The following is a 25,989-nucleotide window of genomic DNA, read 5'->3' on the forward strand; positions in this document are numbered from 1 at the left end:
TCTGAAGCGGATCCACCGAGGGTTCAAAGGACTCCAGGACACCTTGGAAGCATCGTTTATTTAAGTTAGATACATATTATATGTACGAAGGCATTTCATTTACACAAGATTCTTGACGCTACCAAATCAAATCGCCTAATGCATATTAGACCGTCTAAATAATGAGTTGTACGACCTTGAGTAGTGTCGTGCGGTGTTTTGGGCTTGCCTGCGTGTTGACGCGCACTGCTTGGGATTTCGCTGGGCTTGATTCCGTGGGGGTAATCATCACCGTATTATCCGCATTGTGGGCATAGGTCACGCGATTATTCATGTCTTGGTGGTCGTCGCTATAGACTTGAATCATCGGCTTATTGTAGACAGCGCTACGCGGATTTTCGGGCTGGATACGTTGCCCGGCCGCAATCTGTCGAATATGTAATGGTATGTCTTCGTCAATGACCCGGGGGCCTTTCACATGCAACGAGACTTGGGCCGCTTCAACCTTGGTGGCAGAAAAGTCACTCAGTTGGCGTGGACGAACGATTTTAAGATGATTCGCTTCACGATGGCGTGACTGGCGCTGTTGACTGATGCGCTGACCACTGGCAACTTGCCGATTATATTGCACTTGTTCCCACACTAATGCGACCCCAAATAAGACGATTCCCAGGCGTAATGCCCATATTAATTTCTTCATGTTAACCCCTCTCGTCGCCGTTTTCATTCCTACTAACTTAGCATAGCTCAACGAATTATATAGGCCGTCTCACTGACCGTTTAATTATTAACAACGGCGCTCCCGTTAGCTCGCGGTTAAGCGGCCACCCTCACGCTAAACTATTAACGATTCCTAACTTGACAGACTTTGAAAATTATCATGAAAATTAGTTTCTCAATCACGACTTTCTTAATAGGATTACAAATGAATTGATGACTGTGTTACGCTGGTATTAGCGAGGTGCGTTCGTTTGATTAGCCAATCGTGTCGATTTAGTGATTGCCAGCGCACAACCATCATCTTTTTTAGCAATTGTCGTCATTCAATCAAACTAATCAACTAAGTACACGGGCATCATACAAGTTACGTTAAGTCACTGAAAATTAGATGTACCGACTCCGAATACCCCCGACACAGCTACCGATTACCCACACCCCGCAAACGACAACGTTTAACCACGAGGAGGAACAAGATGACTATGTTCAAGAATCCCTTAATCTTCATGCCCTATCTACTCGCTATTCTAGGCATCCTATCGATGCTGATCAATCCAGTTGTGACCATCGTGATTTCAATTCTAATGTGGTTGGTTTCAATCATCATTCCGTGGCGCCATCGCGAACAGCCGGTACTCAAATATCAATTAGCGCCAGTCTGCCTGGCTGCATTGTTGCTCGAACAGTGGGCCTTCTACCCAGTCGTTAGACCGCTGTGGCACACGCTGTTAATCGACCTTGCCATTCTGGGCGTCGGAAGTTTCGCCATCTGGATGCTGTACCAAACCCGCCATGATCCTAAACATTGAATGGTACGTCCCAGCTCGACTACGCAGGCACGGGCCGAAGTTCAACTGAGCTAGCAGTCTGAACCTGAGCTGACTAACTAGGCCGTGTACCAAACGACGTCCTAATGACGCTATTCACTAAATACCAGTATCGCCGGTCACTAAAAAATCGCCGTAAGCACTTAGCTTACCGCGATTTTTTTAGCCAATTATTCAGCACACAACGCCGGCTTCATTCTAATCAGCTGTGGCTTCCGCCAACTTCTGATCCAAATATTTCTTCAGAGCTGCTTGTGGATGAAACCCGACTACTTTTTCAGCGGGCTTGCCATTTTTAAAAATCACGAGTGCGGGAATACTCATAATTTCAAACTTTTCGGCAATTTCTTGATGCTGGTCCACGTCTAATGACGCAAACTTGATTTGCCCGTCATACGCGTCATCGAGCGCTTCAAGCACTGGCTCCTGCATCTTGCACGGGCCACACCAATCAGCCCAGAAATCAACCACGGTCAGCGCCGTATCGGCCGCCACGGTCTCAAAGGTCGTCTTATCTACTGGTTCAATCATATCGTAATCCTCATTTCCATTGATTTCCGTTCTATCATAGCATGTTTTGCACCTTCGAGCGGTGTTCGCGGTCTGAATCCCGAACATGGGTCACAATTTCCCCGTATATCAGTGTTTTTTACGATTAAAATTCGATATAATAGCGTTATAGAAACGATATAGGCTAAAGGAGGAATTTTTGTGTCCACACAAACACTCAGTCCTGAACAGGACTCAGAACTAGTCGCATCAGTCGCCGCTGAACAACTCGGCATCAAGGCAGTGACGTTGCGCAAGTACAGTACCATGGTTGAAAAACAATTAAACGACGAGAACCGCTTCCGCCCGGCCGATAATAGTCATCGGTTATACAGCCCCGCGGATCTAAAAACGTTCCAAGCTGCCATCGATTTGGCAGAACAAGGTACGACGCTCGCAACGGCGCTGGGACGCGCTTTTGGAACTAAGCAAGCTGAACCGGCCACAACAGAAAAGGCTCCCAAGGCCCCGGCTGCAACTGCTGAACAGGCTGAACCCGTTGCTGAACAGGCCACTAAGCCCGAGACGACCACCACATCCGTTACCGATGACAAACGGGTTCCGACCGCGCGACCATCCGGCCCAACCAACACGGAATTGTATAAGCAACAGGAAATCATCATTCGTCGCCTGGACTCATTGAGCGACCGTTTGAACCAGGTCATGGCCCAGTTGGACCAACAGTCCCAGCAAGCTGCCAAACCCTGGTGGCACTTCTGGGAACGCTAATCTCGTTGGATGGGACGTTAGGCTAGGTGCATTTATGCCTCAGCTCGCATCACCAGTGCGTCTGAACAGCGTGCATTATTTTCGAAACAACTTCAACCAACACACGCCACGACGCCTATCCGTAAGTCTGCGCGGCCACTGACTACCATTAGCAGTAGTCGCAACCAACAACTGACAACAACTCAAGCTGCGAACACAAAAGGACGCGCATCCCATCATAGGGTGCACGTCCTTTTAAGGTTCTAATCACTATGGCGGTTTGTGATTAGGCCCTTTTTAAATTACTTTACAGCAGCCAAATGCTTTTCGTAAGCTGCTTTGATTTCATTGATTAACTCTTCATCCTTCAAGTCGGTCGTTTCACGGATGACTTGTTCGATTGGTTCATCCTTCAACAATTGTTGTAGCTTGACGCTTTCGCTGTCATTTGGATAGTTGAAGAAGAACATTTCGCCAACCGTGTCAACCAAGGCGCTGTAGTCGCGACCGCGGTCTTTCAATTCACGGATTGGGCGAATAAAGCGTTCGTTGAAACCTAACTTGCGGATTGGTGTCCGGCCGACCCGTTCGATATCATCTGAGATATATGGGTTTTCAAACCGGCTCAAAATCTTCTTTTGATAAGCATGGTGGACTTCAGGATCAAAGCCCCACTTTTGAATCAGCAGGTCACCAGTCTCACCTAAGACGTGCTTAGCTTGGTCCACAACACTGTTATCCTTGACCGCTTCACCGATCGTCTTGTAGCCCTTCATGTTACCAGTGTAGGCAACCGTGGCGTGACCAGTGTTAACGGAGAAGAGTTTCCGTTCAATATATGGTTCCAAGTCGTCCGCGTAATCAACACCCTTTAATTGGATCTTAGGGTTCTTCATTTGTGACTTGTCGATGACCCATTCCTTGAATGGTTCAACAGAAACGAACAATGGATCGTCGTGCTTTTGAAGTGGCACGATCCGGTCGACCGCCGCATTTGGGAAGCCGGCATTTTGATCGGCCCACGCTTGTTCGTCAGCATTCAATGATTCGTAGACGGACTTCTTCAATGATTGGCTCCCACCAATCATGTTTTCACACGCAATAATGTCGATTGGCGTGGTGTTGTTATTGGCTTGCCGTAACTTTAACCCGTCGGCAATCAATGGTGCGATGAACTTCAGAATCTTAGGTCCAATCGCAGTCGTGACCATATCGGCTTGGGCAATTTCTTCAGCAACCGCCTTAGGATCCTTACCGTTGTTAATGCCTTTAACATCGTGAACTTCAATGTGTTCTTGGCCTTCTGCAGCCAATTCAATGGTGTAACCATTCCGTTTGTTCAATTCGTCAATCAAAGTATCATTAACATCAACGAAAGTAATCTTAAACCCGTTGTCTGCCAAGGTTTCGCCAATGAAGCCCCGACCAATGTTCCCTGCGCCAAAATGTACGTCTAACATGCTAATCAACTTCCTTTAATAGATTTATGATTTCATCTTCAGATTGAGCGTCCGCTAACTTGGCAACGTTGGCTACGTCGCTGCAGTATATCGCAATCTGAGATAAGAGGTTCAAGTGTTCGCCGTTCAAACCCGCGATGCCGAAGATGACCGTTACAGTCTTATCATCGTCGTCATCGTCTGGATTTCCCCAACTCACACCCATTGGTACTTGGACCACTGAGATCCCGGTCTTTTTAATGTACTTCATGCCATCTTCAGTACCATGGGGGATGGCAATGAAATTACCCATATAAACGGAAACATCTTGATTACGTGCCTGCATGGCATCGATGTATTCCGGTTCCACACAACCGCCATCGACCAATAGTTGACCGGCTAAGCGGATGCCTTCTTCTTGCGTTGCGACTTGTTGGTTCAACGCAATCATTTTCTTATCTAAAGCTTCCATTATTTTCACCTACGCTATTTCGTTAGTTCGTTCAAAAATGCTGTACTAATTAACTGATAAAGTTGCTGGCGGTCACCGGTCATAAAGGTCTGCGTGTTCTTGCGGCTTTCGATGACCAGCGCACTCAGCTTACCCATCAGCCGATTTTCAAAATCACTGATATTAGCGGGGCCGAGCATTAACACGATCCGCTGTAACCGAATGGATTGGTTATCCATACTCTTAAAAGGCAACGGTTGGTCGAGTTCGAAGATTGCACAATAGGGTGCGGTGACTTCCTGACTCAACGTGTGCACGAGCGCCAAATTCGTATTCGGAATGCCCACTGGCGCTAGTCCTAAACGGTGTAACAACCGCCCCGCTACCTCTAAGGGGTCATGAATCAGATTGGGATCAATATGCCGCGTGATTTTGACCAAGGTCTCCGCAATCGTCTCATCGTCATTTCGAATCGGCGTGATGGTGAAGCGGTCTAGGATTTGCTTGGCGACCGTCATTTGTTGGTAGACGGTATCAAAATCAAGCGTGGTGGTCGTTGGTTCATCGGTTGGAGACTCGACCACCTTGGTACTTGGAAAATACTGATGAATATATTCCCGCAAGGCCGTGACTTCGTTCTCCAACAAGAGCGGACTGACCACCCGGTAGTTCAACTTGAATCCTGGTAGACTCGTCGTCGAGAGGATCATGTCGAAATCTTGCAGATGAATCTGCCCTAAGCTGCCAATACGGGCAACCTCAATCGACGTAATCTCTGGGACTAGCCGGGCCAAACGCGTCTTCAAGATGCGGGCGGTCGTCATCCCATTGGGACACAGCACCAAGACTTTGAGCGATTGATGGCTCAACTGTTGTTCATAGGTGCTGGCAAAGTGAATCAGCAAGTACGTCAACTCATCAGTCGTGAAGTTCTGGTCGGTAAAGACTTGGAAAAAGCCGCGGACCACCGCTGAATACAACTTCGGATATTGCTCACGAACTTCTTGAAGTTCAGAGCTCGGTGGTACCGGTCCGCTGACCCCGTTGCGTTGTAAAGCAATCTGCATGTGCGCCGTGAGGTTATTCAGCAAGTGGTCATCCGTCCCAAACGACCAATCGAAGTTCGTCGCAACCGCATCAATGAATTGTTTGACCTGATACGTGAGTTGCAAATCGTAATTCGATAATGAGGCGTCCTGGTCGATGCGGAAGGTCAGTCCCTTGATCTGCTGGGCCAAAAAGTCAATTTCCGCACCCGTAACTAACGCTTTGATCTGCTCTGGTAACTGCGTCATAATCGCCAACGCGATCCGCTGATACTTCAAGAAATCATCGCGGTTGATGCCCCGCAAGTACGTCACGCGCTGCTGATGTTGCAAGCGCATGATGCCCGTCGTCAAGGTGATGATCAACTGTTGGAGCTGACCATCGGGGACCGACGCAAAGTACTTCTTCTTCAATCCACGAACGGCTTGGTAACACGTAATCAATGATTGCGCATCTAGTAAATTCAAGAAATACGACTGTTCATCACTTGATGAAACGGCAAGTCCCTGATTCAACTTCCCAATCGTTTTAAAAAACTCATAGTCGTTGATTTCATTATTTAAAATGGTGGCAAAGAGATTACGAATGCTGCCCTCGGTCCCGGCAACTTGGATGCCCCGTGACTTCAGTCGTTCAATAGATAATTCGTAGTCTGCAAACGGCGTCGTCAAGGCCGTTAAATCATTTGAGATCGTCGCCACACTCACATCAAAATCAAGCGCGAGTTCTTTTAATTTTACGGCATGATCCGTCATCAACAACCGACAAGCTAAGGCATTCTGGCGCGTCTGCGAATCAAACGCCGGCGCTAGTTTGCGTCCTGCCGCCAATTGGCCTTGAAATTCAGCCAATGCTGCTGGGGACCCAGTCAGCTGAAAATGATGTTTTTCATTCACAATCTTCAAATCAGCATTCGCTAACACTAATTCCAGATTGCTAAATTCCCGATAAATCGTGCGCCGACTACTGTTGAGACCGGTTTCAATCTGACTCATTGAAAGTCCGGTGGGATTCGCCAGCAACAACTGTAACAACTCGTCTTGACGTTGTGTGAACTTAACCATGGTGCCACCTCATAATATAAATGGTATTAATATCATTTTATTTCAATTCTGATACCATCTTATCATACTTCGGTGAGCTCAATAGGTCGTCAGTAATGAGGACTTGAACTTGTGTGTAGCGGGTCTTCAAGTTCTTGGCCGCTTCGGCACTGGAGACTACTAACAAGCTGTTGCTGTCCGTCAATTCATCGATTCCTAAGTTCTTAACACTAACATGTTTGTTGGCCTTCTTGACGCGGTCCTTCATTAAGGACGTTGCCATCGTCGCTGTTCCCAAATGACCGTCATGGTGAACGAAGACGATTTCGTCAACAACACTTAAGTCTAAGTTAGCTGGCAATGCATCCGGCGTGTCTGTAGTTGCTTGTGGTTCAGCTGCTGCAGATGCAGGGGCATCACTAACTTGGTCGCGTGCCTTCAAGTTAACAACGACTTGATCATATTTTGGACTGCTCAAGAAGTTATCAACGGCAAGGCGTAATGCATGGGGTGCTTTTTGAGCTGCCCGGTCAGCCAATTCGTTTTGCGTAATCACTAATAAACCTGGTTCGTCTTTCAAGTTGCTAATCGCCGTGTTCGTAACGGACATGTTGATTCCGGCCTTCTTGACCTTATCCCGTAAGAGCGAAGCGCCCATTGCGGATGAACCCATTCCGGCATCGCAGGCGAAGATAATGTGGTCGACATCTTTATATGAAGCAATCACATCGGCAGGTTCAGCATCTGTTGCACTAGCAGTCGCCGTGTTACCGCCCTTCATGTCGCTCATCTTACCTTGAGCAGCGGCCAGATCATCCGTATCCGTTGACTTGTCACGTTTCAAGATAATGGCGGCAACGATGAAGGAGGCTAAGGTGGCTAGGATCACACCAACTGCTAAGCCAATATAGTTACCAAGATTCTTTGGAGACATAATGAATAACATTAAAATTGAACCAGGTGATGGCGTTGATTTTAGCCCAACATTTAAAAGACTAAACGTTGCAGTACCGGTAACCCCACCAGCAATAACGGCTAAGAACAATGCTGGCTTCATTAAAACGTATGGGAAGTAAATTTCATGAATCCCACCGAAGAAATGAATAATCATGGCACTAGGTGCAGATGCTTTAGCCGTCCCTTTACCAAACAAAGCAAAGGCTAACAGAATCCCAAGACCTGGACCTGGATCAGGTTCGAGCAAGAACAGAATTGACTTACCTGCACTAGCCGCCGCTTGAATCCCAAGTGGGGTCAAAATCCCTTGGTTAATCGCATTGTTCAAGAATAAAATCTTCGCTGGTTCAATGAAGACGTTCGCCAATGGTAAAAGCTTCATTTGGATAATCCAGTTAACCCCGGCAGCCATTAATGCACTTGCGCCGGCAACGACTGGCCCAATCGCGTAATAGCCTAAAATAGCTAATAACATCCCGATGATCCCAGCGGAGAAATTGTTGACTAACATTTCAAATCCGCTCTTGATCTTATCGGAAATGGCTTCATCCCATTTCTTGATAACCCAGCCGCCTAAAGGTCCCATAATCATGGCACCAATAAACATTGGAATATTTGACCCAACAATCACACCAATCGTGGCAATCGCACCAACGACCCCACCACGATGACCGGCAATCATATTCCCACCGGTAAACGCGATTAATAATGGCAATAAATAATGAACCATTGGCTGAATCATTTTAGCCAAATCAGCATTTGGCCACCACCCACCAGCCATGAAGATGGCGGTGATTAAGCCCCAAGCAATGAAGGCACCGATGTTCGGCATCACCATGTTGCTCAGTGCACTCCCAAATTTTTGAACGCGAGCCTTGACGCCCACTTTTTTCTTTGCAACAGGAGCGCTTTGGGTTGCAGTTGTATTTACATTTTCACTCATCAGGTAAAGCTCCTTCCTTTTTCTTAACAACTTAATCATATCTATCGCGGTAAGCGGTTTCAAGAACATCTAGGTAGACCCGTGGCACAACAAACTGTGCCAAAATTAAACTCACTAATTCACAAAAATTGAATTTGGCACAGGTTCGATAAACGCCGGCACAACAACAAGTAAAGTGTTTTCATTCGGAAGGACTTTTCGAACATGATTGCGGTTTCACAAGTTGATTTGAGGATTCAGCACCCATTTCGGTGCATTCAGGACTCACCGTTTTCTCATTTTAAACGCTGGAAAATCAAATTGCCGTTGTAATCCCTGGTCAAGCTCCTATACTTATACTTAACTAAGGAGTGACTGATTAGAATGAAAAAAGACACAGATTGTACCGAAATATTAGTTGGGAAAGCTGCCAGCATGGATGGTTCGACCATCGTGGCACGTAACGAAGACGGCTATGGTCCAATTAATCCCATTAAGTTTATTGTCCACGAAGCCCACGACCAGACGAACGCCAGCTATACGTCCGTGACGACCGGGGTCACCGTACCGCTACCGGACCACGCTTACCGCTATACCGCGACGCCACAGGCCGACCAGCATGATGGCCGTTATGAAGAAGCGGGCATCAACGAATTCAACGTTGGCATGAGCGCAACGGAAACAACAGCGACCAATGCCCGCGTTCTCGGCTACGATCCACTGGTCCACGATGGTGTCGACGAAGAAGCCATGGTCACCCTGGTCTTGCCTTACATCAAAAGCGCTAAGGAAGGCGTCCAACGATTAGGCGCCCTCATTGAAAAATACGGCACTGGCGAAAGTAACAGTATCGCCTTCAACGACCATGACGATATTTGGCTATTGGAAACTGCCGGCGGTCATCATTGGGGCGCGGTGCGGATGCCAGAAGACACTTACGCCATCGTTCCTAATCAGACGGTTTTGCAGGAAATGGACCTCAACGACACCGCGAACTACTTAGCCGCTAGTGATTTAGCTGACTTTGTTAATCAGTATCACTTAAATCCTAATCCAGGCCACTTTAATTTCCGTGAGATCTTTGGCACGCAAAATGAGGCGGATGCTTACTACAACACCCCTCGGACTTGGTATGGGCAAAAGCTATTCAACCCAGAAATCGCGCAAAATCCGACCGACCAAGATATGCCGTTGTTCCGGCACCCAAGTAAAAAATTAGCGATTGAAGACGTCCAATTCTTCCTATCTTCACATTACAACGGGACCCCGTACGACCCATTTGGCACCTTTGCCTCGGGTGACCACCGCGAACAAACACGGTACCGGTCAATTGCGATGGACCGCAACCAATGCTCGTCCATTCTCCAAATTCGCAATGACGTCCCTGCTGAGCAGGCGGCCATTCAATGGATCGCGATGGGCTTCTTCTCCTACGCACCCTACGTCCCATTCTTTACGAATATCAACGACACGCCGCTGGACTACCGTAACACGACTGGCACCGTCGACGTCGATAATGTGTACTGGCTGTCGAAGACCCTTTCCGTTCTAATCGAACCGCACTGGCATGAATTTGCTGAGACAGTCAATGCTTATCGCGACGGCTGCCAATCCTATGCACGGGGCCGGGTCGCCGCAACCGACGCCGCAATCACTGGCGATGCCACGACATTTTTAACCCAGGCCAACGCTGAAACTGCTGGTGAAATTTCAAAGCGGACCCACGCTTTGTTCGACACGCTGGTTAAGCAAGGCTTGTTGTTATCGAAAACGACTTGGGAAAAAGGACAGAACTTGTAAGGCGTACTGTTCGGATATCTCCGCCGTATGCTGACTCGCCATATTCTGTCACGTTAGAATTAGCAGTCAATTTAAAAACGACCTTCAATTTTGAAGGTCGTTTTAGTTTGTCGTCAGCTTTCAGTGTCTTTTATTCGGATTTCATTTATCATGTGCCGAACGATAACCATGTCGTTCCCGATAATCCCAACAAAAAAAGCAATCCAAGGCTCCCAAATTACTCAGGAATCTTAGATTGCATTCATGTCGTATGACGGCTAATCACAATAACTGACATCACCCAAAAGAGGCGCTAGATTGGGTTTTACGGTTGTTGCATGATTTGAATTTCCATTCCCCAAGGGGTCGTGATGTAGAAGAACCCCAACGGCCCCATCTCTCTGACCGTGACATTCGGTTGGTGTTCAAAATAGGCTTTTGCTTCCGATAAATCGCTGACCGTGATGGCGAGATGTGCGGCCCCAACGTCAGCGGGATTCAGTTGCGGATCAACTTGTCGTGGGGCGGACCACTGAACCAGTTCGATCTTACGACCACCATACTGTAGAAAGGCCGCACCTTCCATTACTGCACCCGTATGAACGCCAAAGTACCGTGTCAGACTGTCATCTGCTGGGTTGCATCCGTCCGGGACGTTGCAGGACTTCAAACCCCAACACGTCCACGAAAAAATTAACTGCGGCGTCGATGTCTGGAACAACAAATCCCGAATGGTCAATTGTCCCTGTGAAAATAGTTGCTTTCGTCATCTGATCAGACCCTTTCATCTACATTCAACCTACATTCTCCTAATAACGATGGCGCTTATTGTGCTTGCTTAGTCGCATGCCGATAACCGAAGTAGAACTGCAGTAAGGCCAACAGCACATTTACCCAGTTCAATAGTTCAAACCAAATATGGAGGCCCGCAACTGGTGCGGCACCATAGAATGCCCAGAATCCCCAAACAACGGCAATCACGTTAATCCATGCAAACGTTTTTTGTAACCCTGGCTTATCTAGAGCAAACCACATCCAGATAACATTAATAACAAACCAAATTGCTAAAATCCAAAAAGTCCAAGTATACATTTCAATTACCTCTAATCTTTTAATTTAAAGGGAATAACGCCGGCTTCCTTTCAACAACATCATCATAGGAGATTCCAACCGAATTTACGACTGTCAAAATAAGAGCAGTTGTCCGCTTTCAAACAGTTTGGCTTCAAGTGTTCGAAAACGAACAAATTTTCATAAAATTATCGAATATGCTATGCTTAATTTATTACTACTAATTATGATCAATTAAGGGAGCTACCATGCCAAAAGATGTCCGTAGAATCAAAACCGAACGTGATATTCAAACTGCTTTCCTAGACTTGCTCAAAACTAAAAAATTTCGTCAAATTACGATTGCCGACATTTGTCAACAATCCTTAACGAGTCGCTCAACGTTTTATAGCCATTACCTCGACAAATATGATTTATTAGATAAAATGGTCGCCCATTACAGCACAATGTTCACACAAAAAGTTCGGCCACACTTTCAATTGATTATTGATGGTAACTTTGATGAACTCATGCAAAGTATTTGGGTGCTCTTAGATGAAAATCAACAAGCGATTCATATTTTATTTACCGTCCATGAGCCAGAAGCTGATCTAAAAGTCAATTTTCAACAGATTCTACATAATGGCTGGAAGCATTACATTGAAGCACAGTCACTAACTCAGGTGACGCCAATTGACCTGATTGCGGATATGACAGCTAATTTGCAGATGACACTGTTGGAGTGGGTTATCCAACACGGTTCAGGACAGTTACCAAACGTCATTAGCTCTTTTAACGCACTCATCCAGACGATTCGGCCTCAAATTATCAAGAACAATGCGTTAGAATCGCCATCTAAAAAAGCGTAGGTAACGGTCACATGCCACCGCGCACTACTTTGTTAATTACCCCGGTCGAGCCCAATCTCAAGAGCCAAACCTTCACTAACTATTTTCGGCGCCGTCTTTGAAAGTCTGACGCCCCTTCAAAATGTCGTCACAAACTCGATTAGCGTTTGTGACGACATTTTTTGAGTTGACGTATTAAGAGGCCATGATAGGGTCGTTAGACTGATTGACGATTACTCACTGAAAACTTTGTGAAAACAGGTTGTTAAGGGAGACGATTAGCGGGACAATGTAAGCGATTACCGGAGTGAAATGATATTTTCAGGGGCTTTTTTCATATGAAAACAAAAGTATTAGGCCTTCTACTTACAGTGGGCGCAGGCAGTCTGTTCTTGTTTACGCCTGCCTTGAATTCACAAGCTGCTACTTGGCCAAAGACGGCTTTTCCATCTGGAATTCCGACACCACACGGATCTGGTGGACTTTACCACGGTTCGTGTCCAGCAGGCGATCATGGCGCTTATGCAGGTGGTGGCAATCTGTATTGTCATCGCTAATCAGGTCTGTGCTCAGATATGATGTCAGCACATTCTAAACTGTTAGAAATGATATAAGCACGTTCTAAAATGTTAGTGACTAGCTGAAGTCGCTACGCCACCAACCATTTACGTCAGTCATGCGCCTAGACTGTCATTTTTGGCCGGTAATTGACTTTTGATAAGGATTTGAATGATATGACTTTAAGTTTGACGCGGTATTTCAAAATCAGCTTGTTGGGATTAGTAATTTTACTGGCGGGTTGTCACCATCAGCCCACCGCCACGGATAATCTCGAAGCCCCGGCAGTTATTTCGGAGATGAGTAAACATGGCATTATTGAGCAACCCAAGCAGTGGTCAGCGTTAGTGAAACAGACGAATCGCGGAAAAAACGTTAAGACCGTGCGCGAATTAAGTGCAATTTTGCAACAAGGAAATCGACATTCGTTTGCGACAGATTCTCCAAAAGAATTGGAACAACTTAATTATCCGTCAATTTCAAACATTGACGGGTATCAAGTGCTGAATGTGCCAACGTTCTTTTCGGCCGATAGTAAAAAAACCAACAAGTATCAGCAACAACTGCGCAAGCTACTGAAAACCGTTAGTCATCAGCAGACGATTTTTTTGAATTTTGCGCACAATCAAGGTGGGGACTATTACCCCATGATTGCCGGATTAGCCGCAATCATCCCTAAGGGTGTCCTGTGGTCTGAAGTTGACAATGCTGACCATGGCAAGCAAGTCGTGATGACGGCCACACAAATTCACGGTGGCTTGCTTGGCAACAGCTATCGCTTTCCAGCCAGTCATGCGGCCATTCACAAGCAAGTCGTGGTCATCACGGATTCTCGAACAGGTAGCGCGGCTGAGATGACGATCATGGCTTTGAAACGAAATCCGCAAGTGACTACGATTGGCGTCCCAACAGCTGGTTATACTAGTGTCAATAAAGGGCGCGTCGCAAAATCGAAAAAGACCGCCGCCATCCTGACCATTGGGACGATTACTAGCCCTGTCAAAATTGGCAATCAACGGCACTTTAATAACGAACCGCTTAAGCCGGATCTCACAACAATGTATGCCCCGATTTCTCCTGCTAAGGGTGAACCGTATCAGAAGCAACAACCCCTAGATACAGATTTTTGGCACGAATTAGAAAAACACTTATCCGAATGAGGCAATCAACACCCGTCAAGAAATGTTTAATACCAGTCTTTGACGGGTATTTAGGTTACGATTGATTTAAAATTAGCCTACTAGTCGCCACTTCAATTACGGCGACCCATCAACCCAAAAAAACAGCTTCACTGCGGCTAACTACCGCGGTGAAGCTGTTTAAAAATCATTCTATCCCATTCGTCAATTCGACACGTACTAACACGCATCGTTGCAAATGGCTTTTAAATTCAGTTTAGTACTTCTTGCTTAACTTGCTTGCAGCCGCTTCGTCAATAATAACGGTAACGTCTGGGTGGTTTTGCAAGATACTTGCTGGTAAGTCAACCGTGTCTGGGCCTTCAATCATACCCTTAACGGCATCCGCCTTGTTTTCACCGAATGCTTCAAGCAATAAGTGCTTGCTCTTCATGATGGAAGCTAAGCCCATTGAGAAGGCTTGCTTAGGCACATCATTTTCGCTAGCGAAGAACCGCGCGTTGGCTTCGATCGTTGATTCAGTCAAGTCAACCACGTGCGTCGTAATGTCGCGAGGGGTCCCAGGTTCGTTAAAACCAATGTGACCGTTACGGCCGATTCCTAAGATTTGTAAGTCGATTGGGTGTTCGTCAATTACTTTGTCGTAACGCTTAACTTCAGCTTCTGGATCTGAAGCTAAACCGTTTGGCAAGAATGATTCCTTAAATGGCTTGTCATTGAACAAATGAGTTTGCATGAAGTATTTATAACTTTGGTCGTTGTCTGGTGCAATCCCAACGTATTCATCCAAGTTAACGGATGTGCAGTCACTGAAATCTAAATCACTATTTACGATTTCTTGGTAAGTTGTAACGGGTGTCGAACCAGTTGCCAACCCAAATACTTTCGCACCATTATCTAAAGCATTCTTAAATACTTTGTAGCCTTCCTTACCGCCGGCAGCTTGATCCTTTACTACGATAACTTTCATAATTAACTGACTCCCTCTTTGTTTGGTATAGTCCAATTGTATATTGGTCTAGACTAAAATACAAGGGATTTGTTTAAAAAATCCAATTTAATTTTCTTGCAATCGTTACCATCTTTAAGCTATCAGTCTAAACTACCTTAATAGTTTAATTGTATTTTCTGATAACTTTGCCTATACTTAACTTGTTCGTAACTCCGTGGAACGTGAGAAATTCCACGACTAGCCAAGGCTGCAAAGTCATTGGCTATTTTTTTTGGCGTCATCTTTGTTGTCAACGTTTGCCAGTTGTCCAAACCAATCAATTCCGGTTGTCAGTCACCTGGCCTGCGTTTATACTAAGGACAAATGGAACATATATTTTACATCAGAGGAAAATTCGTGGACAATCACGTCAAAGCATTTCGTTTAGCGGCAGGGCTTTCTCAAAAAGAACTCGCCAACCTTACTGGCATCACCCGGCAGACTTTAAGCCTGATTGAAAAAGGCACTTATAATCCCTCATTGAAGCTCTGTCTCAACCTCTGTTATGCACTCCACCAAACACTGGATACCGTCTTTTGGATCGACCCAAGTTAGGAGGTCTCAATCATGAAGAAGATTCGCGACGAACGTTTAATTTTACAAAATTTCAAGAACATCCGCACAACGTTATTGATTGAAAATAGTGTCATTTTACTGATTTTACTATGGCAAGGCTGGCAAAAAAGTGACCTCTTGCACGCCTTCACGTACGACAATCCGTTGTTCCTCGTCCTCATGATTGCCGTATTCACTATGATTGTGCTCTCCCTCAACGTGAGCACCCCAATAGAAGACAAACCGAAACGGTCATGGCGCTACCTCGGCGTAAGCGCACTCATTGAACTAGTTGGCTTCTTCGTTGGCTTTTACCTTCTGACTGCCGGTCATCATCCGTTCATCAGCCTGCTCGCAGGGGTTGTTCTGACCGCGATTACTAGCGGCATCATGCTATATAGCAATCACTTACGCAGCCGCGATGAACAGTAGCGATTGCCTGGCCAGTACCAATTCAGTCACTTTTGCGGTAAACTATTCCCAGAAATTTAACGGATACGAGGTCTTAGCGATGGAACCAACTTTTAACAAAATGACTGCGGCCGGCTACCATGCGATTGAACAAGAAATCGAGGATTTGAAACAACAACGGCCCGAACGAATCAAGATTCTCGCCGCGGCCGCTGCATTGGGCGACCGCTCTGAGAACGCTGAATATAGTAGTGCCAAACGCGACTTGGGCCGCTTAGAAAGTCGCCTACGTTTTCTCAACAAACAGTTACAGTATGCCCAAATCGTCCAACCCGCCGACAATGACCAACTGGATATTGGCAAGTTCGTCACCATCGAATTCCTAGACGACCATGACCAAATCACTTATCAACTCGTCGGCAAACAGGAAGCCAATCTCGAACAACAAAAAATCTCATTCACATCGCCCATTGGCCAGGCGCTCGCCAATCATACCGTGGGCGACGTGGTCACTGTGAACGCGCCGAACGGGGCTTATCAGGTTAAGGTGATCGCGGTTAAGCGCGCGTAGTAAAATAGTTATATCAATCGATTGGGCCCTTATTTTTATTTTTTGGAGGACCAAAAATACACTTACCGAAGCCTATACGTGTTAAAATAAAAGCAGTAAAAAAGCCGGTACGCGAATACCGACTTGAATCAAGGCCCGCTCTAAAAGCAGTTGGCTTTAAAATTTGGATAACCAAAAAACAGTCACCCGGTTACTCGCCAAAGTTTTGCCAAAGTTTTGGGGTGGCTATTTTTTGTTTCTGGCGTTCCATACCTGATACATCGCTAATGCGATGCTCAAAATGATCTGCAAGAATGCAAACCAAACAGGTAAAGTGACCACGGCTGAAAACCTTGATGACCATGGCCAAATCACCTATCAACTCGTCGGTAAACGAGAAGCCAATCTTGAACAACCAAGGATTTCATTCACATCGCCATCGTCCAGGCGCTCGCCAATCATACCGTTGGCGACGTGTTTACTGTGAGTGCGCCGAACAGGGCTTATCAGGTTAAGATGATTGCGGTTAAGCGCGCGTAATAAAGTAGTTATATCAATCGATTGGGCGCTTATTTTGATTTTTTTGAATCAAAAATATACTTCCCGAAGTGTATACGTGTTAAAATAAAGATAGTAAAAAAGCCGGTACGTTAATACCGACTTGAATCAAGGCCCGCTCTAAGAGCAGTTGGCTTTAAAATTTAGATAACTAAAAAACAGTCACCCAATGCTGGCCAAAGTTTTGGGGTGGCTATTTTTTGTTTCTGGCGTTCCATACCTGATACATCGCTAGTGCGATGCTCAAAATGATCTGCAAGAAAGCAAACCAAACAGGTAAAGTGACCACGGCTGAAAACCTTTCCTAGTGTGGGAAACGTATTTGTCATACTACCACGACCTTCCAAGATAAAAACAGCCAACCGCCCTTAAAACATACCCATAAGCATATTTTACCAGATAGTGGCGCACAGCTACCCCATTAGCATCCTGTATGATTAAAAAAGCAAATCGCTACTGCACCAGTACACACAGAAGCATCCTTATTTTTTGATTATTTTTAGCACATTCCTGGTTTGTATGAAATTATAGCTCATAACCACAATTTCGATATGTTAAGCTGGAATTATCGGCATTCATAGCCACATATCGTTAGGAGTGATCATGACATGTTCGCGTTCTTAGCACCTCAAAATAAGATGCACAAATGGATCGGTATTATCGGACTACTCGTCGCGATAGTCGGTCTCTGGTTCATTTACTGGAATACGTCTCTCGGGAGCGGCTTAGCCATTACGGGCTTTCTAGCCTTAACAGCCTACCTAGAGTTCATCCCGGCTTTGAACCGCCGCTTCATAAACCGTCTTGTGCAAGTATTGATGATAATCATATTATTAATATTACTTGCGGCCTACGTACTAGTTGTTTTTATCATCATGAGCAAATAACTAGTTTTCTTGCAATTGATACCATTAATTCTCGAATATACCGGTAATACTGTTTTATAACGCTTCAAATTCCAGAAAAATGAGCCAACCTAAAAAAGATAGTGGCCAGTTGTCATCACAACAGCGCCACTATCTTTTTTACATCCAGCGTTTTAATTAAAATTCCTGATAAACTGCCGGATCTTGGTCATTCAAACGACCATCTGCCCGACTCAGGCCATTAATCGTTGCCATATCAGCGTCACTGATTTCAAAGTCAAACACGTCGATGTTCCCTGCTTGACAACTCGGTGTCGACGACTTCGGAATTGGTAGTGTACCGAGTTGTAACTCCCAGCGTAAGATCAGTTGGCCAACATTTTTATGGTAGCGCGCCGCAATCGCTTTAAGCGTCTCATTTTGTAGCATCTCACTCGCGCGGCCAAGGGGACTCCAGTCCTGCGTTAAGATACCGTGCGCTTGATCATAGTCCCGTTGTGCTTGTTGGTTGAAATACGGGTGTAATTCGACCTGATTGATAACGGGTAAGACCCCGGTTTCCTTATCCAACCGGTCTAAATGTTCCGGTAAGAAGTTGGAGACCCCAATCGAACGAATCAAGCCTAACTTCTGAGCGTCAATCAGTGCCTGCCAAGCTTCAACGTAATGGTCTTCCTTCGGGTTGGGCCAGTGAATCAAATACAGATCATAATAATCGAGCCCGGCTCGATACAATGATTCTTGAATCGTATTGATGGCTTGCGTGTACGTGTGATGCCGCCCTGGTAGTTTGGACGAGATCAGCAACTCCGAGCGTGGCACGGATGACCGCCGCACTGCTTCACCCACGGCCCCTTCGTTTTCATAATTGAAGGCCGTATCTAGTAATCGATAGCCGCGGTCGATTGCAGAACCAATCACCTGCACCCCGTGCGCACCATTCAGTTTATAAGTCCCAAAACCAATCTTCGGGACCGTCAATCCATCACGTAGCGTATAAGTTTCCAACTCAATCCACTTCTTTCTTCAAAATTTTCAAAACAAAACCATACTAATCTTCAGAACGGTCTGCCAAAGCATCGCGAATCGCAGCCTCAAACGTTGCTGGACGAGTCGTCGGCGCATACCGTTCGAGGACGCGACCATCGCGGCCAATCAAGAACTTGGTAAAGTTCCACTTGATGCGCCCATGTCCCGCCGCTTGTTTCAAATAAGTGAACAACGGGTCCGCCTGGTCACCATTGACCATCACGCGCTTCGTCATTGGGAAGGTGACGCCATAGTGCCGTTGACAATAGTCGTGGGTCTCCTCATCATCAGCCTTTTCTTGATGAAATTGGTTAGACGGCAGGCCAAGCACCACTAATCCTTCTTGATGATATTTCTGATAGAGTTCTTCTAATCCTTTAAATTGTGGCGCCAAGCCACAGTTACTGGCCGTATTCACGATCAATAACACTTGCCCGCGATATTGCGACAAGTCGAGTGTCTCACCACTCATTTCCGTTTCGGTAAAGTCATACACTGATTCAGCCATCAACATCCCTCCTAAGAATATTAATCAATTGCCTTGCTTTAACCCTAGTAAACCACAAAATTGTGATTTTTCATCGTACTTTGCTTTGGTTTCTGGAAATTTGATTGCACTCAACGTGATTATCCGTTACACTGAACGTATCATTCATAGCAACTGGGGTGCCATTGCGGCTGAGATAATACCCATTGAACCTGAATCTGGACAATGCCAGCGCAGGGAGCAATGCTTTATTTGGGGAACCATCAATTCAGACTTAGCCGCCTGCCACTGTTACTTGTGGTGGGCGTTTTTTGTCGCTTAGATGCGTGAATGACAAACTATTTTGGGAGGATTTAACAATGAAATGGGTTAAATCATGGTACTTGAACGACATTATTTTACTGGCCCTTATCGGGATTTTCTTTGGGGCGATTTTTATGGGGACCAACTTTGTTTATAACGTGCTGAGTGCAGCACTGACACCGTTCGGGCTCAGCGGTCTCGCCAACGAACTGCTTTTGGGCTTATGGTGCATGCCCGGGATGCTGGCGGGCTACCTGATTCGTTTAAAGGGTTCCGCTACCTTAGGCGAACTGCTCGCAGCGACGGTCGAAATGTTCTTTGGCGGCCAATGGGGTATCACGACCTTGATCTCGGGGATCGTTCAAGGGTTCGGGGCCGAACTCGGCTACATCGCAACCGGCTACAAACATTACGATTGGTTAGGATTAACGGCTGCGGCCACCACAACCACGCTGGTGACGTTTGGCTGGGATCTGGCTCGTAATGGCTATTTCAAACTACAACTCTGGCTACTGATCTTATACTTAGTCGTGCGCTTCATCTCAATGTTCGTCTTCGGTGGTCTATTGACCAAGGCAATTACTGACTTACTTGACCGTAGCCACGTTCTCAAATCGACACATTAATCTCGCACTTTGGTATGGAGGAATCAAGAATGGCTCGTATCGCGCTGAACAACTTAACATATTCATATCCACAGGCGCCGACACCCATTCTGGAACACGTTAATTTAACGTTACCGTCACAACAGTTCACCTTATTAACGGGGCCGTCGGGAACTGGCAAGTCAACACTACTTCAGCTGATGGCGGGGGGCATATCGCTAGTTGACGCATCCGGCAGTATCACATTTGACGGTCAATCATTAAACGACCTACCCGCTAATCAGCGCGCGCGGCACGTCGCGATGATGTTTCAAAATCCAAATCAACAGTTTGCCATGGACACGGTCGAGCACGAGTTGATTTTTGCATTGGAGAACCTACAAGTGCCCCGCTCACAGATGATGGCACGATTGCGGCACGCACTGGCCTTCGTGGGGATTGAGCACCTACAACCGCGTCTCTTGAACCAGCTATCAGGTGGTGAAAAACAAAAGGTTGCCCTCGCCGTTATCGTGGCGATGGATAGCGATGTGATCTTGCTCGACGAACCCTTTGCCAGCGTGGACCCCGAAGCCCGCGCCGGACTACTCGAACGACTCGTTGAATTGCGCGACCAACACGGCAAAACGATTATCCTAGCTGACCACGACTTAGCGGGTTATGATCAGCTCGTAGACCAAGTGGTGCGGCTGACGAATCACCAGTTAGTCCCCGTTGCCCAGTCCGAATGGCCACAACTATTTGCCGCTTTCACTGACCAACCTCAGCGGGCGTGGACGGCACCGGAACCAGTGACCAAACCGTGCTTTCAGTTAGATCAGGTGACCCTTGCAGCGGGTGACCGGGAACTACTTGCACCCACGACGCGGCAGTTACTCGCCCACCATAACACGCTGATTACGGGTCCCAATGGCAGTGGCAAGTCGACACTCTTTGAAGCCCTCGTCCGCTTGCATTCATACGGTGGCGAGATTCGCTACAACGGTACGCCCATTGCAAAATTAAAACGCAAACGCTATGCGCGGCACGTTGCCTTACTGTTTCAAGATGCCGAAACTCAGTTTTTAAACATCACGGTCGCTGAAGAATTGGCGCAAAGTCAGCGTTACGCGTACGGTGATTACTTTACGCCCAAACGAATTCAAGCCGCGCTCACCCAACTCAACTTAGCTGGACGTGACGACCAAATTATTTATACGCTGAGTGAGGGGCAGAAAAAGAAATTACAGATTTTATTAATGTTGATCATGCAATCACCAGTGCTCTTAATGGATGAACCGTTGAAAGGCTTGGACTTGCGCTCTGTCAACGCACTGGTGACACTGCTGACGGAGACGCAGGCCGCAACTCAACAAACATTGATCATTATCAGTCATCAATTGACCGGACTATTGCCGTTGATCGACTATCAGCTGCATTTTGAAAATCATCAGTTAGATTGGGTGGTGCGACCGTGAATCCAAGTATGAAATTATTATTATTACTGATTATCGCGTTAGAAATTTCATTCACGACCATCGTTAGTCTCAACGTCGCACTGGTGATCCTAGCCATCATTTATTTGCTGGCACACCGGACCCGACTGCGGACGCTCGGCTGGTTAGTCCTGTTACCACTGTTGCCGGCGATTGGCTTGTGGAGCACCCAATATATTAACGGTAGCGGCGACCGAACATTGATGGCCTGGGTACTGTTCACTAGAATTTACGCCTTCGTCTTTACCGGTGCGACGTTTACGCTCACGACCGACGTCCTACAGCTGACCGATTCGTTGGAACAAAATTGGCACATGCCAGCCAAATTTGCCTATGGCGTCTTGGCTGCTTACAACCTGGTACCACGAATCCGCCACGAAGTTCAGGTGATTCGGGCGGCAGGACTGATGCGTGGCCAAGTGCTCTCCTTCTGGTCGCCGCAGCTCTACTTCAAAGCCATCTTAATCTCGATCAACTGGTCGCAAAATCTGGCACAGGCGATGCGTTCACACGGATTCGTTGAGGACGCGCCCCGGACCCACTACCGCCAGATTCCACTCACCAAGGTGGATTGGGGCATCGTGATTACGGGCGTCATTTTATTACAAATCGGCGTCTTCGTGATTCCGTGGACTTAACTATCATCTAAAGGCCGCCCAACTAGCGTTATGACTAGTTGGGCGGCCTTTGATCATGCTTTTAATTGATCGATTTGGTGCTTCAACGCTTGAATTTCGGCGGTCGTTGCCGCAGGGTCCATCATCAGCTGGTCATATTTGAATTGCAGAACGGCAATATCCGCTTCCGCAAGTTTGGGGGCTACGGCGACCTGAGCAAAATCAAGCAGTTGCTGATTGGTCAATTGTAGCGTCCGCGTCGCCACGGCATCCCGAAATGACTGGTCATGTGAGACGAACAGAACGGTGCCCGGATAGTCTTGCAGATAGGCTGCCAACGCTTCAAGTGCGTCGACATCCAGGTAGTTAGTCGGTTCATCGAGCATCAGCACGTTATATTGTCCGACTAAGATGGCGACTAACTGGAGCTTCACCAGTTCGCCACCACTCAATGCGGCCACTTGTTGTTGATAAAAACGGGCTGGCAAGCCGAGTGCGCCCATGACGTTACGAATCGTTTGGTCCGGTAATTGGCTCGCTCGCCGGACCGTCTCCCAGACAGAACGCTCGCCATCCAGCATCGTCATATCTTGATTGAAGACGCCGACTTTAGCGGACGGTGCTAATGTTAACCCGGGGACTCGTCGGGACAGTATCGCCTGTAATAAGGTCGTCTTGCCACTGCCATTGGGTCCCACGATTGCGACCCGTTCATGAGGCAGTACTTGAAAATCAGCGTGCGTCAACAACGTTTTGCCATATTGCTTCAACGTCACGTTAAGACCCGTCACGACGGTCTTCCCCGTAAAGCTTGGAAAGTCAGTCGCCACCAATTTAAACCCACGTTGCGTCAATGGTTTGGCGACTTGCGGTTCGTGTGCCCCCCGTGCAACCATTCGCTTCGCCGTCCGCTCCATCTTGGCCGCCGTCGCTTCTCGCAAGGATTTCGTTTTGGACCGCTCAGCCGCTGACATCCGCCGATTGCCCTTTCGAATCCGCTGAGCCTTTTCATTACGCTGTTGTTGAGCCGCCAACAAGTCACGTCGATGACGCATCTGACGCTGATAGGCCACTTCCTGCGTCTGCCGTTGTTGGTCGCGGACTTCACGATAATGGGCATAATTACCCGCATAGGCTTGAACCCGTTGGTCTTCAAATGCCCACGTCTGATTGGTTACCGCATCCAACAAGTGGCGGTCATGCGAAATCAACATCAACAGACCATGAAACCCTTGCAGTTGCGCAATCAGCCACTGTTGATGCGCCTCATCCAAGTTTGACGACGGCTCATCTAAAATCAAGATTGCGGGTCGGGCACTCAAGGCTTGGCGGATTCTGGACATCATTGCTTGGCCGCCACTCTGATCGAGTGTCGGAGCCAGTTGTGGCACATAACTGACGGGCGCATCCGTCACCAGTTGTCCACGGTAATCGGTATCTACTCCGGTGATCAAATGGGCAAGCGTTGATTTTCCCGTCCCATTGCGACCGACGACCCCAATCTTATCACCGGTGGTCGCCACCAAATGGTCAATCGTAAATAGTGCCCGTCCCGCCACATTTTTTTGAATCTTCGTTAAATTAATCATTGTCATTGATCAACATCCCCTTTACTGCAGGGATTAATTGTCCATCATGATTTGCGGACACAAAAAAACGCCCTCAAATCATGAGACCGCTGACCATCGATTCAGCCAGCACCTCTAATTAATCCCAAAACGGACAGTCCACCCCTTCATATCGGGTTGGTGACTGTTCAGTTACTAGAATTAATTAGTTGCGCATCGGCTGAATACCTCGTATTTTCATAAGTTACTTTGTAGATTAGCATGTTTATTTTTATTTTGCAAGGTCCGACTGACGGATTGTCCTCAGGTCCAACTTTCAGTAAACTAGAGTTACTTTCAGAAAGCGGGTGTCAATATTGAAAAAAATCATCGCCATCGCCGCCTTTGCCGTTCTAGGCGGCGGGTTGCGAGAAGCACTCAGCCTCCTTGTGACCTGGCCACAACATTTCTGGATCACGTGCCTCATCAATATCGTCGGCGCCTTTGTTCTGAGTCTGATTACGACGCTGCTACCAGCCCGTTTACCAGTCTCTGAGGCCATTATTATGGGCATGAGTGTTGGGCTGATTGGCAGCTTCACCACCTTTTCGACCTTCACTTTTGAAACGCTACAGAGCTATCAAAGTGGCCATAGCGTTTCGGCATTGCTGTCTATTGTTGTCAGCATCGGACTGGGGCTACTGGCTGGACTAGCTGGAAACTTGCTCAGTGAACACTGGTTACCGGAGGGTGAGGCGTAATGTTTAGTTTAGTCTTATTAGCTGGCGGTGGGGCGGCACTCGGGGCACTCGGCCGCTACGGCATCATGCAGTTGGCGCGGCCCCTCAATCAGCGTTGGACCTTACCAGTCGCCACACTTTTTATCAACCTGACTGGCGCCTTCCTGCTGGGGTGGATTCTGACAAGCCCACTATCTGGACACTGGCAAGTCTTCTTAGGTACTGGCATCATGGGTGGCTACACCACGTTCTCAACAATGATCAACGAAATCGTCTTACTCAGTCGCCACCAGCATCGGCGCGTCGCCGGGCTATACTTAGCCCTTAGCTTGATTGGCGGCTTATTACTCGTCTACTTAGGCACTCGCTGTTAATCTTCGCATAAGTGTTCTTTAGCATTAAAGCTGATTGAATCATGCTATTTTATGAGTTCAAGAGCTGCCAGCTGAGACCCGTTGGAAACAGTGCGAATTAGCGTAAACGTGCTGTTGTAGCGACGTCCTACGCCGGCTTCCAGGCATTCTGGGCAATGGCCGGAAACGTGGTGGACACAGATTTAAGCCGACAACCCACGTCTTAAATACTGGTCTTTCACTAACCAAGCAAAGGACGCTTGCTAAGTGAAATTTTACCACTGGGCCTTGCCCAGAATACCTTCCAGCCGGGATGGTATTCGAAAGGCGGATGTGTGCGGACTCAACTTTTATTGGACTGGACATTGATTCTTAGTAAACAGTTGTTTTAGTAATCAACTTTGAGGTTGGTTTCGATAATTTTTAGGCCGGTTTACTCGCATTTTAATTCTAAATACTTGCAAAAGCTGTATAGTCGCCTGAGAAATTGAAGGCCTGAATTGAGGGCAATTGGCGCTGTTAACGTCTAATTATGAGGCGAGTTTCCATTGAAGTGAATGATTATCTGCAGGCAATTTACCGATATATAAATTACGCAAATCATTAACGATACCAATTCAAAGTTCATCTGAAGGATAGCCACTTAATATTCAGTGGTCAGTTGCACCAAGATAGGTGGCCGTTCATCCGCCATTCGAACGGCTTCCCGACTGAAGGGGCCGGCTGACCATGCTCAAGGGCGAAATTCTTCTTGTCCGGGAGGTTTTCCCGGGCTAGAAGAAGACTCGTATTTGAAATTGCGCAGTGGGTTTCTGCGTGAGTTCAAATCGATGTCCGCCCTGTTCCAGCGTTGTCAGCCGGCCCCGGAAGTCGGACTAGGAAGCGCATC

General features: G+C 47.0%; 30 protein-coding genes and 1 riboswitch. Of the genes, 15 read left to right on the forward strand and 15 right to left on the reverse strand.

The annotated features are described in order from the left end of the window. Nucleotides 1-154: 154 nt before the first annotated feature. Entirely contained in the window at nucleotides 155-679 is a 525-nt protein-coding gene (locus tag KGF70_RS11965) for a hypothetical protein (RefSeq protein WP_216769430.1), read from the reverse strand. Nucleotides 680-1,172: 493 nt separating this feature from the next. Here KGF70_RS11965 and KGF70_RS11970 point away from each other — a divergent pair, with 493 nt between their 5' ends. Then, nucleotides 1,173-1,505, forward strand: coding sequence for a hypothetical protein (locus KGF70_RS11970; protein ID WP_216769429.1), 333 nt, complete (start codon nucleotides 1,173-1,175; stop codon nucleotides 1,503-1,505). Nucleotides 1,506-1,721: 216 nt separating this feature from the next. On the opposite strand, the gene trxA is transcribed toward KGF70_RS11970, so the two are convergent. Continuing rightward, nucleotides 1,722-2,054, reverse strand: coding sequence for a thioredoxin (gene trxA, locus KGF70_RS11975; RefSeq protein ID WP_216769428.1), 333 nt, complete (start codon nucleotides 2,052-2,054; stop codon nucleotides 1,722-1,724). Between the two features lie 180 nt (nucleotides 2,055-2,234). Here trxA and KGF70_RS11980 point away from each other — a divergent pair, with 180 nt between their 5' ends. Continuing rightward, entirely contained in the window at nucleotides 2,235-2,801 is a 567-nt protein-coding gene (locus KGF70_RS11980) for a hypothetical protein (protein WP_216769427.1), read from the forward strand. Between the two features lie 281 nt (nucleotides 2,802-3,082). Here the strand turns inward: KGF70_RS11980 and KGF70_RS11985 are convergent, their stop codons facing one another. From KGF70_RS11985 to KGF70_RS12000, 4 genes are read right to left on the reverse strand one after another with little or no spacing between them, the layout of a single operon-like run. After that, complete coding sequence (locus KGF70_RS11985; RefSeq protein ID WP_216769426.1) at nucleotides 3,083-4,240, reverse strand: mannitol-1-phosphate 5-dehydrogenase; 1,158 nt, start codon at nucleotides 4,238-4,240, stop codon at nucleotides 3,083-3,085. Between the two features lies 1 nt (nucleotide 4,241). Next, the gene (locus KGF70_RS11990) at nucleotides 4,242-4,691 is read right to left on the reverse strand and encodes a PTS sugar transporter subunit IIA (protein ID WP_003637470.1); all 450 of its coding nucleotides are present in this window, start codon (nucleotides 4,689-4,691) and stop codon (nucleotides 4,242-4,244) included. Nucleotides 4,692-4,705: 14 nt separating this feature from the next. Beyond that, nucleotides 4,706-6,781 carry a BglG family transcription antiterminator gene (locus KGF70_RS11995; RefSeq protein WP_216769425.1) on the reverse strand — a complete coding sequence of 692 codons (2,076 nt, stop codon included), beginning with the start codon at nucleotides 6,779-6,781 and terminating at the stop codon, nucleotides 4,706-4,708. A gap of 37 nt (nucleotides 6,782-6,818) precedes the next feature. Continuing rightward, a complete protein-coding gene (locus KGF70_RS12000) occupies nucleotides 6,819-8,660 on the reverse strand; it encodes a PTS mannitol-specific transporter subunit IIBC (RefSeq protein WP_101872682.1) in 1,842 nt (613 codons plus the stop codon). A gap of 363 nt (nucleotides 8,661-9,023) precedes the next feature. Here KGF70_RS12000 and KGF70_RS12005 point away from each other — a divergent pair, with 363 nt between their 5' ends. Continuing rightward, nucleotides 9,024-10,439 carry a C69 family dipeptidase gene (locus KGF70_RS12005; protein WP_216769424.1) on the forward strand — a complete coding sequence of 472 codons (1,416 nt, stop codon included), beginning with the start codon at nucleotides 9,024-9,026 and terminating at the stop codon, nucleotides 10,437-10,439. Nucleotides 10,440-10,743: 304 nt separating this feature from the next. On the opposite strand, the gene KGF70_RS12010 is transcribed toward KGF70_RS12005, so the two are convergent. The 3 genes from KGF70_RS12010 to KGF70_RS12020 are packed head-to-tail and all read right to left on the reverse strand — an operon-like array spanning nucleotide 10,744 to nucleotide 11,510. Beyond that, nucleotides 10,744-11,088: a hypothetical protein gene (locus tag KGF70_RS12010; RefSeq protein ID WP_216769423.1), complete on the reverse strand. Its 345-nt coding sequence runs from the start codon at nucleotides 11,086-11,088 to the stop codon at nucleotides 10,744-10,746. Then, nucleotides 11,045-11,206, reverse strand: coding sequence for a VOC family protein (locus KGF70_RS17800; protein WP_367889994.1), 162 nt, complete (start codon nucleotides 11,204-11,206; stop codon nucleotides 11,045-11,047). The genes KGF70_RS12010 and KGF70_RS17800 overlap by 44 nt, the downstream gene beginning before the upstream one ends. A gap of 37 nt (nucleotides 11,207-11,243) precedes the next feature. Beyond that, nucleotides 11,244-11,510 (reverse strand): hypothetical protein, encoded by a 267-nt coding sequence (locus KGF70_RS12020; RefSeq protein ID WP_003637465.1) that lies wholly within the window; start codon nucleotides 11,508-11,510, stop codon nucleotides 11,244-11,246. A 227-nt stretch (nucleotides 11,511-11,737) separates the two neighbouring features. Between KGF70_RS12020 and KGF70_RS12025 the strand changes: the two genes are divergently transcribed. The 3 genes from KGF70_RS12025 to KGF70_RS12035 all read left to right on the forward strand — a co-directional run bounded on the left by KGF70_RS12025 (nucleotide 11,738) and on the right by KGF70_RS12035 (nucleotide 14,034). Beyond that, nucleotides 11,738-12,337 carry a TetR/AcrR family transcriptional regulator gene (locus tag KGF70_RS12025; protein ID WP_216767997.1) on the forward strand — a complete coding sequence of 200 codons (600 nt, stop codon included), beginning with the start codon at nucleotides 11,738-11,740 and terminating at the stop codon, nucleotides 12,335-12,337. Between the two features lie 317 nt (nucleotides 12,338-12,654). Further along, nucleotides 12,655-12,873, forward strand: coding sequence for a hypothetical protein (locus tag KGF70_RS12030; RefSeq protein ID WP_216767998.1), 219 nt, complete (start codon nucleotides 12,655-12,657; stop codon nucleotides 12,871-12,873). Nucleotides 12,874-13,050: 177 nt separating this feature from the next. Next, nucleotides 13,051-14,034, forward strand: a complete 984-nt coding sequence (locus tag KGF70_RS12035; RefSeq protein WP_216767999.1) for a S41 family peptidase — start codon at nucleotides 13,051-13,053, stop codon at nucleotides 14,032-14,034. A 235-nt stretch (nucleotides 14,035-14,269) separates the two neighbouring features. Here KGF70_RS12035 and KGF70_RS12040 read toward each other — a convergent pair whose 3' ends face one another. Further along, a complete protein-coding gene (locus KGF70_RS12040) occupies nucleotides 14,270-14,983 on the reverse strand; it encodes a glucosamine-6-phosphate deaminase (RefSeq protein WP_216768000.1) in 714 nt (237 codons plus the stop codon). A gap of 345 nt (nucleotides 14,984-15,328) precedes the next feature. Here KGF70_RS12040 and KGF70_RS12045 point away from each other — a divergent pair, with 345 nt between their 5' ends. The 3 genes from KGF70_RS12045 to greA all read left to right on the forward strand — a co-directional run bounded on the left by KGF70_RS12045 (nucleotide 15,329) and on the right by greA (nucleotide 16,541). Then, nucleotides 15,329-15,559: a helix-turn-helix transcriptional regulator gene (locus tag KGF70_RS12045; RefSeq protein WP_216768001.1), complete on the forward strand. Its 231-nt coding sequence runs from the start codon at nucleotides 15,329-15,331 to the stop codon at nucleotides 15,557-15,559. A 12-nt stretch (nucleotides 15,560-15,571) separates the two neighbouring features. Further along, nucleotides 15,572-15,991, forward strand: a complete 420-nt coding sequence (locus tag KGF70_RS12050; RefSeq protein WP_216768002.1) for a hypothetical protein — start codon at nucleotides 15,572-15,574, stop codon at nucleotides 15,989-15,991. Nucleotides 15,992-16,070: 79 nt separating this feature from the next. Further along, nucleotides 16,071-16,541 carry a transcription elongation factor GreA gene (greA, locus tag KGF70_RS12055; protein WP_003637459.1) on the forward strand — a complete coding sequence of 157 codons (471 nt, stop codon included), beginning with the start codon at nucleotides 16,071-16,073 and terminating at the stop codon, nucleotides 16,539-16,541. Between the two features lie 190 nt (nucleotides 16,542-16,731). Here greA and KGF70_RS12060 read toward each other — a convergent pair whose 3' ends face one another. Then, nucleotides 16,732-16,884 (reverse strand): hypothetical protein, encoded by a 153-nt coding sequence (locus tag KGF70_RS12060; protein ID WP_216768037.1) that lies wholly within the window; start codon nucleotides 16,882-16,884, stop codon nucleotides 16,732-16,734. On the opposite strand from KGF70_RS12060, the gene KGF70_RS12065 reads away from it, so the two are divergent. Then, on the forward strand, nucleotides 16,822-17,007 hold the full coding sequence (locus KGF70_RS12065) for a GreA/GreB family elongation factor (RefSeq protein WP_253954744.1): 186 nt from the start codon (nucleotides 16,822-16,824) through the stop codon (nucleotides 17,005-17,007). The genes KGF70_RS12060 and KGF70_RS12065 overlap by 63 nt on opposite strands. Nucleotides 17,008-17,221: 214 nt before the next feature. On the opposite strand, the gene KGF70_RS12070 is transcribed toward KGF70_RS12065, so the two are convergent. The 3 genes from KGF70_RS12070 to KGF70_RS12080 form a co-directional block, all read right to left on the reverse strand. After that, nucleotides 17,222-17,407, reverse strand: coding sequence for a hypothetical protein (locus KGF70_RS12070; protein WP_216768003.1), 186 nt, complete (start codon nucleotides 17,405-17,407; stop codon nucleotides 17,222-17,224). A gap of 714 nt (nucleotides 17,408-18,121) precedes the next feature. After that, the gene (locus KGF70_RS12075; RefSeq protein ID WP_216768004.1) at nucleotides 18,122-18,952 is read right to left on the reverse strand and encodes an aldo/keto reductase; all 831 of its coding nucleotides are present in this window, start codon (nucleotides 18,950-18,952) and stop codon (nucleotides 18,122-18,124) included. Between the two features lie 43 nt (nucleotides 18,953-18,995). Further along, complete coding sequence (locus KGF70_RS12080) at nucleotides 18,996-19,481, reverse strand: glutathione peroxidase (protein WP_021336862.1); 486 nt, start codon at nucleotides 19,479-19,481, stop codon at nucleotides 18,996-18,998. Nucleotides 19,482-19,625: 144 nt separating this feature from the next. Continuing rightward, a riboswitch (TPP riboswitch) is annotated at nucleotides 19,626-19,719 on the forward strand. Nucleotides 19,720-19,819: 100 nt separating this feature from the next. Here KGF70_RS12080 and KGF70_RS12085 point away from each other — a divergent pair. Genes KGF70_RS12085 through KGF70_RS12095 form a run of 3 tightly spaced genes read left to right on the forward strand, consistent with a single transcriptional unit; the run spans nucleotide 19,820 to nucleotide 22,481 of the window. Further along, nucleotides 19,820-20,389, forward strand: a complete 570-nt coding sequence (locus KGF70_RS12085) for an ECF transporter S component (protein WP_050337903.1) — start codon at nucleotides 19,820-19,822, stop codon at nucleotides 20,387-20,389. A 29-nt stretch (nucleotides 20,390-20,418) separates the two neighbouring features. Then, nucleotides 20,419-21,825: an ABC transporter ATP-binding protein gene (locus tag KGF70_RS12090; RefSeq protein ID WP_216768005.1), complete on the forward strand. Its 1,407-nt coding sequence runs from the start codon at nucleotides 20,419-20,421 to the stop codon at nucleotides 21,823-21,825. Continuing rightward, entirely contained in the window at nucleotides 21,822-22,481 is a 660-nt protein-coding gene (locus tag KGF70_RS12095) for an energy-coupling factor transporter transmembrane protein EcfT (protein ID WP_003637454.1), read from the forward strand. Before KGF70_RS12090 ends, KGF70_RS12095 begins: the two co-directional genes overlap by 4 nt. 53 nt (nucleotides 22,482-22,534) lie before the next feature. Here KGF70_RS12095 and KGF70_RS12100 read toward each other — a convergent pair whose 3' ends face one another. Continuing rightward, the gene (locus tag KGF70_RS12100) at nucleotides 22,535-24,055 is read right to left on the reverse strand and encodes an ABC-F family ATP-binding cassette domain-containing protein (RefSeq protein ID WP_216768006.1); all 1,521 of its coding nucleotides are present in this window, start codon (nucleotides 24,053-24,055) and stop codon (nucleotides 22,535-22,537) included. A 329-nt stretch (nucleotides 24,056-24,384) separates the two neighbouring features. Here KGF70_RS12100 and KGF70_RS12105 point away from each other — a divergent pair, with 329 nt between their 5' ends. Both KGF70_RS12105 and KGF70_RS12110 read left to right on the forward strand, forming a co-directional pair. Next, nucleotides 24,385-24,768 carry a CrcB family protein gene (locus KGF70_RS12105; protein WP_216768007.1) on the forward strand — a complete coding sequence of 128 codons (384 nt, stop codon included), beginning with the start codon at nucleotides 24,385-24,387 and terminating at the stop codon, nucleotides 24,766-24,768. Beyond that, nucleotides 24,768-25,121, forward strand: coding sequence for a CrcB family protein (locus KGF70_RS12110; RefSeq protein ID WP_050337908.1), 354 nt, complete (start codon nucleotides 24,768-24,770; stop codon nucleotides 25,119-25,121). Before KGF70_RS12105 ends, KGF70_RS12110 begins: the two co-directional genes overlap by 1 nt. Nucleotides 25,122-25,989 lie beyond the last annotated feature (868 nt).

Origin of the sequence: Lactiplantibacillus sp. 7.2.4 (assembly GCF_018991185.1) — a bacterium.
Classification (GTDB): domain Bacteria; phylum Bacillota; class Bacilli; order Lactobacillales; family Lactobacillaceae; genus Lactiplantibacillus; species Lactiplantibacillus pentosus.